General features: G+C 63.2%; 15 protein-coding genes and 1 pseudogene. 6 read left to right on the plus strand and 10 right to left on the minus strand.

Annotation, left to right across the window (positions count from 1 at the left end; all coding sequences use genetic code 11):
• Nucleotides 1-142: 142 nt before the first annotated feature.
• The 6 genes from flgA to PCO31010_RS07230 all read left to right on the plus strand — a co-directional run bounded on the left by flgA (nucleotide 143) and on the right by PCO31010_RS07230 (nucleotide 4,012).
• Entirely contained in the window at nucleotides 143-1,201 is a 1,059-nt protein-coding gene (gene flgA, locus PCO31010_RS07210) for a flagellar basal body P-ring formation chaperone FlgA (protein ID WP_174984479.1), read from the plus strand.
• A gap of 149 nt (nucleotides 1,202-1,350) precedes the next feature.
• Complete coding sequence (gene flgM, locus PCO31010_RS07215; RefSeq protein ID WP_150663673.1) at nucleotides 1,351-1,686, plus strand: flagellar biosynthesis anti-sigma factor FlgM; 336 nt, start codon at nucleotides 1,351-1,353, stop codon at nucleotides 1,684-1,686.
• Nucleotides 1,683-2,141, plus strand: coding sequence for a flagella synthesis protein FlgN (locus PCO31010_RS07220; protein ID WP_150663674.1), 459 nt, complete (start codon nucleotides 1,683-1,685; stop codon nucleotides 2,139-2,141). The genes flgM and PCO31010_RS07220 overlap by 4 nt, the downstream gene beginning before the upstream one ends.
• Before the next feature lie 620 nt (nucleotides 2,142-2,761).
• On the plus strand, nucleotides 2,762-3,190 hold the full coding sequence (locus PCO31010_RS07225) for a hypothetical protein (protein WP_150663675.1): 429 nt from the start codon (nucleotides 2,762-2,764) through the stop codon (nucleotides 3,188-3,190).
• Between the two features lies 1 nt (nucleotide 3,191).
• Complete coding sequence (locus PCO31010_RS27180) at nucleotides 3,192-3,449, plus strand: CBU_0592 family membrane protein (protein ID WP_425495004.1); 258 nt, start codon at nucleotides 3,192-3,194, stop codon at nucleotides 3,447-3,449.
• Entirely contained in the window at nucleotides 3,449-4,012 is a 564-nt protein-coding gene (locus tag PCO31010_RS07230) for a flavoprotein (RefSeq protein ID WP_150663676.1), read from the plus strand. Before PCO31010_RS27180 ends, PCO31010_RS07230 begins: the two co-directional genes overlap by 1 nt.
• On the opposite strand, the gene PCO31010_RS07235 is transcribed toward PCO31010_RS07230, so the two are convergent.
• The 10 genes and pseudogenes from PCO31010_RS07235 to PCO31010_RS07280 all read right to left on the minus strand — a co-directional run bounded on the left by PCO31010_RS07235 (nucleotide 4,009) and on the right by PCO31010_RS07280 (nucleotide 14,240).
• Nucleotides 4,009-4,737 (minus strand): RNA polymerase sigma factor FliA, encoded by a 729-nt coding sequence (locus PCO31010_RS07235; protein WP_150663677.1) that lies wholly within the window; start codon nucleotides 4,735-4,737, stop codon nucleotides 4,009-4,011. The two genes, PCO31010_RS07230 and PCO31010_RS07235, sit on opposite strands and share 4 nt — an antisense overlap.
• Nucleotides 4,738-4,774: 37 nt before the next feature.
• Nucleotides 4,775-5,659: a MinD/ParA family ATP-binding protein gene (locus tag PCO31010_RS07240; protein ID WP_150663678.1), complete on the minus strand. Its 885-nt coding sequence runs from the start codon at nucleotides 5,657-5,659 to the stop codon at nucleotides 4,775-4,777.
• Nucleotides 5,652-6,893, minus strand: a pseudogene (flhF, locus tag PCO31010_RS07245) (flagellar biosynthesis GTPase FlhF); the annotation flags it as partial. The gene PCO31010_RS07240 and the pseudogene flhF, both read right to left, overlap by 8 nt.
• A 20-nt stretch (nucleotides 6,894-6,913) precedes the next feature.
• Nucleotides 6,914-9,019 carry a flagellar biosynthesis protein FlhA gene (gene flhA, locus PCO31010_RS07250; RefSeq protein ID WP_150578067.1) on the minus strand — a complete coding sequence of 702 codons (2,106 nt, stop codon included), beginning with the start codon at nucleotides 9,017-9,019 and terminating at the stop codon, nucleotides 6,914-6,916.
• Between the two features lie 3 nt (nucleotides 9,020-9,022).
• A complete protein-coding gene (flhB, locus tag PCO31010_RS07255; RefSeq protein WP_150663680.1) occupies nucleotides 9,023-10,174 on the minus strand; it encodes a flagellar biosynthesis protein FlhB in 1,152 nt (383 codons plus the stop codon).
• Nucleotides 10,175-10,322: 148 nt separating this feature from the next.
• Nucleotides 10,323-10,946, minus strand: a complete 624-nt coding sequence (gene cheZ / locus PCO31010_RS07260) for a protein phosphatase CheZ (protein ID WP_281350031.1) — start codon at nucleotides 10,944-10,946, stop codon at nucleotides 10,323-10,325.
• Nucleotides 10,947-10,999: 53 nt separating this feature from the next.
• Nucleotides 11,000-11,398, minus strand: a complete 399-nt coding sequence (cheY, locus tag PCO31010_RS07265; RefSeq protein ID WP_039401766.1) for a chemotaxis response regulator CheY — start codon at nucleotides 11,396-11,398, stop codon at nucleotides 11,000-11,002.
• A gap of 145 nt (nucleotides 11,399-11,543) precedes the next feature.
• Nucleotides 11,544-12,623, minus strand: a complete 1,080-nt coding sequence (locus tag PCO31010_RS07270) for a protein-glutamate methylesterase/protein-glutamine glutaminase (protein WP_039394065.1) — start codon at nucleotides 12,621-12,623, stop codon at nucleotides 11,544-11,546.
• A complete protein-coding gene (gene cheD, locus PCO31010_RS07275; protein ID WP_150663681.1) occupies nucleotides 12,620-13,297 on the minus strand; it encodes a chemoreceptor glutamine deamidase CheD in 678 nt (225 codons plus the stop codon). Before cheD ends, PCO31010_RS07270 begins: the two co-directional genes overlap by 4 nt.
• Before the next feature lies 1 nt (nucleotide 13,298).
• Nucleotides 13,299-14,240 (minus strand): CheR family methyltransferase, encoded by a 942-nt coding sequence (locus PCO31010_RS07280; protein ID WP_150663682.1) that lies wholly within the window; start codon nucleotides 14,238-14,240, stop codon nucleotides 13,299-13,301.
• Nucleotides 14,241-14,260 lie beyond the last annotated feature (20 nt).

The following is a 14,260-nucleotide window of genomic DNA, read 5'->3' on the forward strand; positions in this document are numbered from 1 at the left end:
ATTTCGAGCCATGCCCCGTGACGCGACATCTCTAGAATGGCTTCCTGACGGCATCGGGCGGGGTTCGCCCCCCAGGCACAGGGACACTGCCCGGTGTCGTCGGCTTCGCAACGCGAAAGCCGTTCAAGCAAGGAGAGTGAGCATGGCAGGCAAATTCGGCGACCCATTCGCCAATGCCCCGCGCACGTTTGGCGTGCAGCGGCCCGGCCAGCGCTCGTCCGCAAAAATGTCCCCGGACTTTCAAATACTTACGAGTGTGCGACGTGGCTTGATGGCCGCGATGCTCGCGACCGTAAGCATGGCTGGACTCGTGACGTCCGTGCAGGCTGCCACGGGTGCGAACCCCGGCGTCGCCACCGACCCTGCCGCCCAGAACCTCGGCAATACGCTCGGCCCGAGCGCCATCGTCATCCCCGGCAACAATGCCGCTGCAGGCGGTGTCGCGTCCAACGTGCCGAACATGGTGCGTCCCGCGACTGCCACGGCGAACGCGCCCGTTTATACGCAGCAGGCCCCGGTTGCGACGGCTGCGCCTGTGCAACCCCAGCCGCAACCTCAGGCATCCCAATTCCAGAACACGCAGGTGATCCGGCAGACCGCCGAGCGCTTCCTGCGTGAGCAGACCACCGGCTTGCCCGGTCAGGTCAACATCACCGTGGGCGAATCGGTCTCGGACCGCATGCCTGCGTGCGCGGCACTTGAGCCGTTCCTGCCGCCGGGTGCGCGCCTTTGGGGCACGACCAGTGTGGGCGTGCGGTGTGCGGGGGAGCGTCCGTGGACGCTGTATCTGCAAGCGCGCGTGAGCATCAACGCCACGTATTTCGTCGCCGCACGCCAGATCAATCCGGGCGAGACCATCGGGCCGACGGATCTGTCGCCGCGTCAGGGCGATCTCACGCTGTTGCCGCGCACGGTCGCGACCGATGCCGGTCAGATCGTCGGCACGGTGGCCGTGAACCGGATTACCTCGGGGCTGCCGATCCGCTCCGACCTGCTGCGCAGTGCGATTGCCGTCCAGCAGGGACAAACCGTGCGCGTGGTCTCGCGGGGTTCGGGTTTTGAAGTGAGCACGGAAGGTCAGGTGCTCTCACGTGCCAGCGCGGGCGATCCCGTGCAGGTGCGCACGCGTGCCGGACAAGTCGTCAGCGGCACCGTGAAGTCAGGAAAAAATGGCAACGTCGAAGTCGAAGTTGCACTGTAAGAAACAGGAAGAAAGCGATGGAAGTAATCGCTTACTTACGTTAAGTATTCGCTGAAATCACCCGGGCACTTGAACTGGTAACAGGATGTTACTTGCCTAAAGTTATGGCGGATAATGCCGTTACACAGGCAGGTTTCTGGGGAAAGCACATGAAAATCGAACCACCCGCCAATCCGCTGACTGGTGTCGGCGCGAGCAAGGCGACGACGGATCGGACGACGGCCGGCGCTGTGAATAGCGACGCTGCGGCGGCACCTGCTGCGAGCACTGGCGGTGCCAGCGTGAGCACGAGCGCCTTGTCGTCGGAGATGCGTGCCTTGCAGGAAAAACTGGCAGCCAGCGGCACGGCCGACATCGACGTCGCGAAGGTCGAGCAGATCAAGGCGGCGATCGCTAACGGCCAGTTGGCTATTGATACCTCCAAGATTGCGGACGGTCTGATCTCGACCGCACGCGATTTGCTCTCTGCGCAATCGAAGTCATGACCACCGATGCCCTGCTGAACGCCCTGACTGCTGAAACGGCCGCTATCGGCACGTTTTCGACATTGCTCGGGGAAGAACAGCAGGCATTGGTCAACGGCACGCTCGACGCGTTGCCGGATCTGACCGAACGCAAGACGCGCGCCGTGGCGGAACTGTCCGCTCTCGGTCGTGAGCGCGATGCGCAGTTGAAAGCGTTGGGCTACTCGCCTGACGAAGCAGGCGCGACGGCAGCAGCAGCAGCCGATCCCAAGGTCGACACGGCGTGGAAGGCACTGCTTGCGGCTGCCGCCGAGGCCAAGCGCGCGAACGACACGAACGGCCTGCTCATCAATACCCGCCTGACGTACACCCAGCAAGCGCTGAACGTCCTCTACGGCCCGGGCAACAACACTCCCCTCTACGGCCCCGACGGCCGCACCACCCCGCGTTCTAGCGGGGGGAGTGTTACGGCTTAACTCTGGCGCGCTTCCGGGACCGCTTCACCGTTCGTCCGCATATCGTCGACGACTTCGCAGACCGTCTTCCGAATACCCTCCAGCGCCTCGTCCGGGGTTGCACTCAGCCAGGATAAGGCGGGGAATTCTGCGCATCGACCGACATGCTCGCCATCTTCCGACGACCAAGCCAGGTAGTAAGTGTAGTGATTCGTGTCCATTCCGGAATGGTGGCAAAATCGGCACCATTCATTCAAGCAGCCATTGTCCGAAAAATCTGCCGACGGATCCTCGGGCAATAGAAAATCCCTCGAAGCCAAACGCATTCGAGGGATTCTTTCGAGCCTTGCTACCGTTCAACGCGCCGAAGTCCAAGCCTTCTCACGCAGCGTTGCGCGCAAGCGCGAAGATCGCCTGGCTGTGCACCCGCACACGCGGCACTCTCCAACTTCGTTCCCCAGCTTAGGCACCGTCCGAAAACATGCTTCGGCGGTCGGACCCGACGACTCACGAGGCCCCCCTCCGGCGAAGCGTGCCACGGCAAACACGAATCGATCCACACCATATCGTCCGTTCAACACCTCTCGGTTGAGGGCAAACTCGCCAATCCCTCAACGCTATTGGACTTGATCGGAGGCACTATGAACGTTGATCACGAATTCGTCGTCATTCCGAACGTCATTAGGCAACAGGCCCGTATGCGCGCCTACGAAGTCACCTTCGATGTACCCGCATTTCGCACGAATGAACATCTTCATCCATCTGAACAGAATGTCGCTCGGCTGAAATTCAGATATCACCCGCGCAGACAACTCGTCGAGTTCTTTTCGTTTCAGGAATACCTCTCCAGATACGCAGGACTCGCGATGACACTCGAACAGGCCTGTTGGTCGATTGTCGACGACTTTTTCGAGTCGTTAGAACCCATTCGATGTGACCTGATCATTCAAAACGAACTATCGGACAGCGCAAACGTCACGATTCACGCTTCGCGTGGATGGACCGATGCGATCCAACTGACGGCCGGGTCAGTTTCTCCGTTCGAAAAGAAAATCGCGGCCCCCATCTGACATGACATCAATAAATGCCTCCGACGTCATTGGCATTGCGGGTGCGCTGACCGTAGTCATTGCCTACTTTCTAAATCTGCACGGGACGCTCAGCACGACATCGTACAAATATTCGGCATTCAATCTGGCTGGATCGCTAATGATTGTTTACTCGCTGATCTACCACCCGAATCCAGCCTCGATGCTGATCGAAGGCTTCTGGGCGTCGATCAGCCTGTATGGTTTGTACAAAGCTCATAAGAACAGGAGGGCGAGGTGATGCAAAGGCGAATCCTTCTGGGCACGACTGGCAACATCGGTGCGAAAGATACGATCCAACTCGTCGAGTTGCTAGCGTTGACGTATGACGTCCAAGTCGTGGCCTCCACGCCGTCGCTAGCATTTTTCGATCTCGCCACGGCAAGACGAATGACTGACGTTCACACCGATGACGACGATTGGTATACATGGCGCCAGCGCGGCGATCAGATCCTGCACATCACGCTGAGAAACTGGGCGGATCTCTTCGTCATCGCCCCGTTGACGGCCAACACCCTGGGGAAGCTGGTATCCGGCATTTGCGACAATCTGCTGACAACCACGTACCGGGCGTGGCAAGTGAAGTCAAAACCATTACTGGTGGCTCCCTCGATGAACAAATATATGTGGGAGCACCCGCTAACGGAAAAGCAACTTGAGCTGCTTAAGTCTTGGGATGTTGGCGTGATACCGCCGAGAGAGAAGTGGTTAGCGGGCGGGGATTTTGGCCCCGCCGCTATGGCGACTCCCGAGCAGATCGTCGAATCTGTCGAGAGCACCCTTTCAATACACAAAGCGCCTTAATTCGCCGAAGTCCAAGCCTTCTCACGCAGCGTCGCGCGCAAGCGCGAGATCGCCTGGCTGTGCAACTGACACACACGTGACTCGCTGACTTCGAGCACGGCGCCGATTTCGCGCAGGTTCAGACCCTGCTCGTAGTAAAGACTCATCAGCAACTTCTCGCGCTCCGGCAGACGGTCGATGGCGTCCACCACGCCGCCGCGCAAACCTTCATCAAGCAGCATCGTCAACGGATCCGCACCCGGGTCCGCGCAAATGCGGTCGATGAACGGCTCTTCGTCCGCCGATTCGAAATCTTCGTAATAGATCAGCTGGCAGCCGTGCACGTCCTGCAGCATCTGCTGATACTCGGTCAGCCCGATCGACATCTCGCCCGCAATCTCGCTTTCGGACGGACCCCGTCCCAGCCGCTGCTCCAGTCGCTGCACCGCTTTCTCGATCTCGCGCGCCGTCTTGCGAATGCCGCGCGATGCCCAGTCCAGCTCGCGCAACTCGTCAAGCATCGCCCCGCGAATGCGCTGGCTCGCGTACGTTTCGAACTGCGCGCCCTGCGTCTCCTGATACCGGTTCGCCGCATCGAGCAGCCCCAGCATGCCAGCCTGAATCAGATCTTCCAATTCAACGCTCGCCGGCAGCTTCGCCATCAATTGCAGCGCCAGGCGGCGCACCAACGGCGCGTATTGGGTCAGCGTGTCGTTCGTGTCGACCTTCCCGCGCGCGGTATACATGTTTCCCTCCGCTTCCTCTCGACGCGTGCCGTGACGCTCAGGCCGTGTGCGCGCTCACCGCGCCCACGCCATGCGTCATCTCGGCACCGCGATCGCCGCCGCAATCGCCCACCTGACCGATCCCGGCACCCAACGCCGCCGGTCCCGTGTCCCGAATGGCCAACGGCCAATGCATCACCTGCGCGGCCAACTGACGGTAAGCCACCGCCGCCGGCGCCATCGGAAACGCATCGACCACAGTGCGCGTCAATTGCCGCGCCCGCATGACCTGACGGTCCGACGGCACATGCCCGGCCAACTCCAGCGACACCGCCAGATAACGACTCGCCGTCGTGGCCAGATTGCGGCACACGACGCGTGCCTCCATATCCTCCGCCCGGTTCACCAACACCCGGAACTGCGCCAGCGCATATTCGTAATGCGCCTGCTTAATCCACGAGTACGCGCCCGTAATCGACGCCGGTACACACCCGAGCACCACCAGCACGTCGTGCGCATGCGCTGCCAACGGACTCAGCACGCCACCGGCGTGCGTACAGTCGACGATCACGACGTCCGGCTCGCCAAGGGTCAGCACCGGCAGCGCACGCTGCGGATCGATGCGCTCGGGATGCCGATGCGCCACCGGCACCAGCACCACGTTGTCGCGCGTTTGCACACGCACCGCGTCGGGCGAAACGCGCCCCGCCAGCACATCGTGGATGTCGCCTCGCAACGGCAGACCGAGCGCCGGCGCTGCATGGCCGCTCTCGTCGGCCAGCACGACATCCTGACCGTGATGAGCCAGCGCGCTGGCCAGATTCAACGCAACACTCGTCTGACCGGCTTCAGGCGCACTTCCTACCACCGCGACGATGCGCGTGGTATGGCGCGCCACCAGTCGGCGCAGCCCCTCAGCTTGATCGAGTACGAGTTTAACCAAAGCAGGCCTCGCCTGAAGGTTGTGCGGGCGCAAACAGCCCGCTGTAGTTGGGATCGACCCCGCGCACCACTGCCGGCAAATCTTCCTCGGACGGCACGAACGGCGAACCCGTCACCGGCGCAGACAGCGCCGTATCGATAAGGAACTGTCGGTCCGCCACGTGCAGGTTCTCCGGTACGCGCTGCCCCGTCGAGACGTAATGCACCGGCAGACGGTGACGAATCACCGTGTCGAGCACCGAACCCAGGTTGGTCGTCTCGTCGAGTTTCGTCAGAATACACCCGGCGAGGTCGCCACCGCCCTCGGCGCTCGCGCTGCGATAGGCGTGCACCACTTCGTTGAGCGTGTCGCCGTGGCTCGTGGCATTGAGCAACAGCAGACGCTGCACCGGCGTCTCCGCCCCGCACAGCATCGCCACCTGCTCCGGCACCGTGCGGTCACGCTGGCTCATGCCGACCGTGTCGATCAGCACCATGTGCTTGTTGCGCAGTTCGGTCAGCGCCAGACGCAGATCCGTCGCGTCCTTCACCGCATGCACCGTCACGCCCAGAATCTTGCCGTAGATGCGCAGCTGCTCATGGCCGCCGATACGATAACTGTCGGTCGTAAGCAGTGCGAGCTTCTCCGCGCCGTGACGCATCACGCAACGCGCCGCGAGCTTGGCCGTGGTCGTGGTCTTGCCCACGCCAGTCGGCCCCATGAGCGCATACACGCCGCCGCGATCCATCAATTCGTCTTCGTTCGGCATGATGGGCAGATTGCGCTTGAGCGCGTTCTTCACCCAGTCCAGACCGCTCTCGCGGTCGCTACCTTCCGGCAGATGCTCCAGCAACGCCCGGCCGAGCTGCGCCGAGAAGCCCGCCGCGAGCAACGTGCGCAGAATCTCGCCCTGTGCCGGGGAACGACGTTGCTTGTCGTTCCACACAAGACCTGCGACCTGCTCTTCGAGCAACCCGCGCATGCTTTGCAACTCGCCCATCATCGACTGCGCGAAGGCGCTGGTCGCGGCGATGTCGTTCGCGGCGGTGGCAGGACTCGCCAGGGGTGCCGGGGCCGGTGCGGCAGGTCGGGGACGTGGCCGATGCGTCGGCATGTCGCCACCCGCGAGCGCGTCCAGATCCTCTTCCGCCAACGCCACGATCTCGACGCCGTTGGCGACCGAGCGATTGGACAATACGACCGCGTCGGGTCCGATTTCCTCGCGAATCTGGCGCAGTGCGTCGCGGCACGTGCCCGCAAAGAATTTCCGAATCTTCACGCTTGACCTCCGATGAGTGCCGTCATTTTCACGTTACGGGTGTCTGGCACTTCCGCATACGACAAAACCTTGAGCTGCGGCAGGCTGCGGCGCAGGAAGCGCGAGAGCAGCGAACGCAGCGGATGTTGAACCAACAATACCGACGGCAGACCCTGACGCTCCTGACGCGTCACGGCTGCCTGGGTTTCACGCAACAGCGTATCGGCGAGGCCCGGCTCCAGACCGGTGCCGCCGCCGGCCGACAACGCCTGCGTGAGAATTCGTTCGAGATTGGCGTCGAGCCCCACGACTTCCAGATCGCCACTGCCCGGGAACACGCTCTGCGTGATCGCGCGACCCAGCGACAGGCGCACCAGCGCCGTGAGGTCGTACGGATCCTGCACGCGTGCGCCATGCTCGGCGATGGTATCGATGATGGTACGCATGTCGCGAATCGGCACCTGCTCTTCGAGCAGGTTCTGCAACACCTTCTGCAACGTGGTGAGCGCGATGGTCTTCGGCACCAGGTCTTCGATGAGCTTCGGCGCGTCCTTGCCGATGCGCTCGATAAGCTGCTGCACTTCCTGACGTCCCAGCAATTCGTGGGCGTGCGCGTTAATCAGGTGATTCAGGTGGGTCGCCACGACCGTACCGGCATCGACCACGGTGTAGCCGTACGCCTGTGCCTGATCGCGCTGGCCGACGTCGATCCACGTGGCGGGCAGACCGAAGGCCGGATCGCGCGTCGGCGTGCCTTGCAGCGGTGCACTGACCTGCCCCGGATCGATGGCCAGCAGTTGGCCCGGGTACGCTTCGCCTTCGCCGATGATCACGCCCTTAAGCGTGATGCGGTACTGATTCGGACGCAGTTCCAGGTTGTCGCGGATGTGCACCACCGGCGCCAGGAAACCGATCTCCTGCGCGAACTTCTTGCGGATGCCCTTAATACGCTTGAGCAGTTCGCCGTCCTGATTGCGGTCGACGAGCGGGATCAGGCGATAGCCGACTTCCAGCCCCAGCGGATCGACCAGCGCCACGTCGTCCCAGGACGCTTCCGCCACTTCGGGCGCTGCGGTCGCCGCGACCGGCGTCGGACGCGTTGCCTGCACCTTGGCGGCAGCTGCCTTGCGGAACTGCCAGCGGGCCAGTGCGCCGAGACCCAGCGCGAGCAGCAGGAAGGCGAAGTGCGGCATGCCCGGGATCAGGCCCATCAAGCCCAGAATCGCGGCCGTGATGCCCAGCACCTGCGGGTTGTTGAAGAGTTGCGAGACGACCTGCTGGCCGACGTCTTCGTCGGTGGCCACACGCGACACCACCACACCGGCGGCCGTCGAGATCACCAGCGCCGGGATCTGCGCGACGAGACCGTCACCAATGGTCAGCAGCGTGTAGTTCTTGGCGGCGGTCGCGAGATCCAGATTGTGCTGGACCACGCCGACGATCAGCCCGCCGATGATGTTGATCAGCATGATCAACAGGCCAGCGACCGCGTCGCCGCGCACGAACTTGGACGCACCGTCCATCGAGCCGTAGAAGTCGGCTTCCTGCGCAATCACCTTACGACGGGTGCGCGCTTCCTCTTCCCCGATCAGACCGGCGTTCAGGTCGGCGTCGATGGCCATCTGCTTACCCGGCATGGCGTCCAGGGTAAAGCGTGCGCCCACTTCCGCGATACGCCCCGCGCCCTTCGTAATCACCATGAAGTTGATGACCACGAGGATGATGAACACCACGATACCGACGGCGTAGTTGCCACCCACCAGGAAGTGACCGAACGCCTCGATCACCTTACCGGCAGCGTCCGGGCCAGTGTGGCCTTCGAGCAGCACCACACGCGTGGACGCCACGTTCAGCGACAGACGCAGCAGCGTGGAGAACAGCAGCACGCTCGGGAATGCCGCGAAGTCGAGCGGCTTCTGCGTGTACATGGACACCAGCAGCACCATCACCGCGAGGGCGATGTTGAACGTGAACAACAGATCCAGGATGAACGGCGGCAGCGGGAGGATCATCATGCCCAGAATCATGATGATCAGCACCGGCGCGGCGAGCGACTTCAAGTTGCCGCCGAGGAGCAGTTGCGACGCACGCAATAGCTGGTTCGCGCGAGGGTTGAGGTTCATTCGTTACACTCGTTTCGACCCGAGGCGCCGGGGCGCGTCGAGCTCAGTCGGCACGGGCAGATCCGACGGGGTCAGCGGCTCGATGCCCCCCTCGGTACGCCAGCGGCGAAGCTGGAAGACCCACGCCAGCACTTCGGCCACGGCCGTGTACAGCGTGGCCGGGATTTCGTGACCGATTTCCACGTGACGATGCAGCGCACGGGCCAGCGGCGGGGCTTCGAGGATCGGGATGCGGTGCTCTGCCCCCATCTCACGGATACGCTGCGCGACCAGATCGGTGCCCTTGGCGAGCACACGCGGCGCGCGCATGTTGTCCTTGTATTCGAGGGCGACTGCAAAGTGCGTCGGGTTCGTCACGATCACGTCGGCCTTGGGCACGTCCTGCATCATGCGACGGCGTGCAGCCTGACGCTGCAACTGACGGATCTGTGCCTTGACGTGTGGATCGCCCTCGGTTTCCTTGTTTTCCTGACGCACTTCCTCTTTGGTCATGCGCAGCTTCTTGTAGTGCTGCCACAGCTGGAACGGGATATCGATGGCCGCCACCAGCAGCAGCGACGCCACGATAAACGCGCAGCACACCACGATCATCTCGCCGACGTACGGCAGCGCCACGCGCGGCGACTGCGTCATGAGGCCCATCACGGCTTCTTTGTCGCGGGCGATAGCCCAGTACGCCACGCCGCCCACGAGCACGGTCTTGGCCACGGCCTTGACCAGCTCGACCAGCCCCTGCGTCGAGAACATGCGGCCCAGCCCCTTGAGCGGGTTCAGGCGGCCGAAGTTGGGGGCGAGCGATTTGGTGGTGAACAGCCAGCCGCCCAGCGCCATCGGTGCGACGATGGCCGCGATCACGAGGGCGACGAAGAGCGGTGCGATGACCATGAGGGCGTCCGCGCCCGAGTGCGCTGCGTACGACAGCATGCGGCGCGTGTCCATCGCCGTGCCCGGCTCGAACTGCATGCCGTGGCGCATCAACTGGGCGAATCCCTGCGAGATACGGTCGGCCGTCATCCACATCCCGGCGACACCGGCGGCCAGCAGGGCGAACGTCGAAAGCTCGCGCGAACGCGCGACCTGCCCTTCCTCGCGCGCCTTCTCCAGACGCCGGGGAGTGGGTGATTCCGACTTTTCGAGATCGCTTTCCTCAGCCATGCCCTATCCACAGCGGGCGGACGAACCCACCCTATCGCGACCGATTATGGCCGTAACCGTCAAGTCACAAAGGGGGGAATAGAGGCGGGATTGGGCGGTATTTCGCGCAAGCGCGATTCCGCCAGCCGGGGCGCGGCTGGCGGCGGGGTCAGAAACCGAGGCTGGCGAGCAGGTCGTCGACCTGTCCCTGATCGGCCACGATGTCGGTGCGGCCTTCCTTTTTGACCTGCGGCCCGTTGAGCAGCGAGTCTTCGGCTTCCTTGCGCTTCTCGGGCGGCATGTTCTCGAGCAGCGTCTGGAGCAGATGGCTCTCGATCTCCTGCACCACTTCCATGATCTTCTTAATGACCTGCCCGGTCAGATCCTGGAAGTCCTGCGCCATCATGATTTCCATCAGATGGTTGTTGGTCGCGCGGGTGTCGTCCGGCACGCGACGCAGGTAGGTGCGGGTCTCGGTGACGAGCTGACGCGCGTCTTCGAGTTCCAGCGGCTGGTCGAACCACTTGGCCCAGCGCGCGTCGAGCGCATTGGCGTCCGCTTCGAGACGGTCCTGAATGGGCTTGGCCAGTTCGATGGCCGTCAGCGCCCGCACGGCCGCCTGTTCCGTCATGGTCGCGACGTAGTTCAGACGGTCGCGGGCATCGGGAATCGCCTCCGCCGCCTGCTCCAGTTGCTTGTCCAGACCGAGTTCGCGCAGATTGTCGCGCAGCATGCGCGTCAACTGCCCGATGCGCATCAGCATGCGCTCCGCCGGATCGGCCTCGCCGGTCACGTAAGCGCCGCCCGGCTCAGCCGGCCATTCAGTGCTCGACTCGTGGGTCACGTTCAGGCCCCCGTTTTTTCCATTTTTTCGAAGATCTTGCCCAGCTTCTCATCGAGGGTCGCGGCCGTGAACGGCTTGACCACATACCCGCTCGCACCAGCCTGGGCGGCGGCGATGATGTTTTCCTTCTTGGCTTCGGCCGTGACCATCAGCACCGGCAGCTTGGCCAGGTTCGGGTCGGCACGGATCGTCTGGAGCATCGTCAGGCCGTCCATGTTCGGCATGTTCCAGTCGGACACTACGAATTCAAAGCTACCGCCGCGCAGCTTGGCCAGCGCCGCCACACCGTCTTCCGCTTCGTCGACATTGGAGAAACCCAGCTCCTTGAGCAGGTTTCGCACAATGCGGCGCATCGTCGGAAAATCGTCGACGACCAGGAATTTCATGTTCTTGTCTACCATCATCACTCCAATTCTGCCGGTCCCCCTTTGGGGGGCCGACAATATTCAGGGGCAAGTTCCGCCATCACTCAGTGCCCTGAGTGTGAACGCAAATCGTTGCGGACCATACGGCGAAAACAAGCCAAAAACAACGCCAAAAGCCGAACTATACCCGTTGCGTGCGTTCGCCGAATTTCGCGACCTGATGAAGCACTTTTCGGGCCATCTCGTGCAGCGGCACCACTTCCTCGGCGCCGCCCATGGCAATGGCTTCGCGCGGCATGCCGAACACGATGCAGCTCGCTTCGTCCTGCGCGAACGTGTGCGCACCGGCACGGCGCATCTCGACCAGACCGGCCGCACCGTCGCGGCCCATGCCCGTGAGAATCACGCCGATGGCGTTACGTCCGGCATGCACGGCCGCGGAGCGAAACAATACATCGACCGACGGACGATGTCGATTCACCGGCGGTGCCGGATCGAGCAGTGCCACGTAGTTCGCGCCGCTGCGCGAGAGTTGCAGGTGGGTGTCGCCGCCCGGTGCAATGTAGGCGTGGCCCGGCAACACACGCTCACCGTGCTCGGCTTCCTTCACCGTAATGCGGCACAGCCCGTTCAGGCGTTGCGCAAACGACTTGGTGAAGCCCGCCGGCATGTGCTGCGTGATGAGAATCGCCGGTGCGTCCGGCGGCATCGGCACGAGCACTTCGCGAATCGCTTCCGTGCCACCCGTCGACGCGCCGATGATGATCAGCTTTTCCGTCGACACGAGCGGATTGCGCAGCATCGGCGCGGCTTCCACCGCCACCGGGGCCGCGCTCTTGGGCGGGGCGCTGCGCACACGGGCACGGGCGGCCGCACGAATTTTGTCGGCGATCATCTCGCCGTATTCGAGCATGCCGTCACGAATACCCAGTCGCGGCTTCGTCACGAAATCGACCGCGCCGAGTTCGAGCGCACGCATCGTGACTTCCGAGCCACGCTCGGTCAGCGACGACACCATGAGCACCGGCATCGGGCGCAGGCGCATGAGCTTCTCAAGGAAGTCCAGCCCGTCCATGCGCGGCATTTCGACGTCGAGCGTGAGCACGTCCGGGTTGTGCTGCTTGATCAGATCGCGCGCCACAAGCGGGTCGGGTGCGGTCGCCACTACGGTCATGTCCGGATGCGCATTGATGATCTCGGTCATCAGGCTGCGCACAAGTGCGGAATCGTCCACGCACAGGACTTTGATTGGTTCGCTCAAGCCTCCTCCATTTTTCGGTTGTCAGGCCCCGGCCGAGGCTTGGCATTTCTGGCCGGTGGCGCAAAGAGTTCTACGGAGCCCCGTACTTCGCGTGCGCGCAGACGCTGCGCGTACGCCTGTTCCCGCTGGGCGATGGCCGGATCGCCCCGGTCGCCCAGCTTCTTGACCATCACCCGCCCGGTGCGCGGCAAAAAGCACACCTTGCGCGGATGCGGCCCGAGCAGATCCTGCGCCGTCACGCGAATCTGCTCCATCTCGAGATAGCGCAACACGAAGTTCGCGTTGCGATCGCCGATATTCAGGGTGGTCATGCCCGCGAGCACCGCGCCGCCGCCGAAGACCTTCGCCTCCAGACGCTCGCGCCGTGCGCCGAGCTTGATCAGCTCGTTGATGAGCATTTCCATCGCGTATGCGCCATAGCGCATGGACGCAGAGAGTAGCCGATCGCGCTCGCTCTCGCCATCGTCCGGCAGCATGAAGTGGTTCATGCCGCCGATGCCGGTGACGCTGTCACGCACGCAGGCGGCCACGCACGAACCGAGCACCGTCACGAGCATGATGTCTTCGGTCGTGACGAAATACTCCGACGGCAGCAGCTTCACCGCCTGCGTATTGAACGCATTGTCGAAGTAGTGGTTGGTCGCGAGTGCTTCGGCCAATGGCTGTGCTGCCATGTCAGGCTCCCCGTGCTCCAGCGCCTGCCAGTTCGTACACCGTCTGACCACGCAGACGGAACGCCCGGCTTACATAAGTGAAGTTCTCCGAATGCCCGGCGAACAGCAGGCCGTCCGGTTTGAGCAAGGGGACGAAGCGCTCGAGAATGCGCGCCTGCGTGGCCTTGTCGAAATAGATCATCACGTTGCGGCAGAAGATCACGTCGAACGGCCCGCCGATCTGCCACGACGGTGCGAGCAGGTTGAGCGGCTCGAACGTCACCAGTTGCTGCAATTCGGGACGCACCTTGATCTTCCCCGAGTTCGCACCTGTGCCGCGCAGGAAATGCTTGCGCAGCTGTTCCTGCGAGATCTTGCCGGTCTGCTCGCCGTTGTAGACGGCGGCCGACGCGCGGGCCAGGACCTGCGTGTCGACGTCGGTGGCCAGCACCGTGGCGTTGGGGCGCGAGCCGAGCGTGTCGACCAGCGTCATCGCGATCGAATACGGCTCTTCGCCGGTCGACGCCGCGCAGCACCACACCGAGATCGGCTTGGGGCGATTGCGCACGAAATCGGCGAGCAGCGGGAAATGGTGCGACTCGCGAAAGAACGACGTGAGGTTCGTCGTCAGCGCGTTGGTGAACGACTCCCACTCGCTGTCGCCGGTGTCGGCTTCGAGCATGTCGAGGTATTCGGTAAAGCTCGTCATGCCCAGCGCACGCAGACGTCGCGCGATGCGGCTATAGACCATTTCGCGCTTGTGCTCCGCCAGCGCAATCCCGGCGCGCTGGTAGATCAGATTGCGAATACGGCTGAAGTCGGCCAGCGAGAACGCAAAGTCGCGCTCGCCCGACAGGGCGGCGCCACTGGCGCGCGCGAAATCCGCGCTGCGCGAACCCGCGTCGCCATCGGGGCCGGAGCCGCCGCGACGCGTCAGATGCGAGGTGTTGCGCGAATCGGTCATGATGTCTCGGTTGCGTCGAA

It is taken from the genome of Pandoraea commovens (assembly GCF_902459615.1).
GTDB lineage: Bacteria > Pseudomonadota > Gammaproteobacteria > Burkholderiales > Burkholderiaceae > Pandoraea > Pandoraea commovens.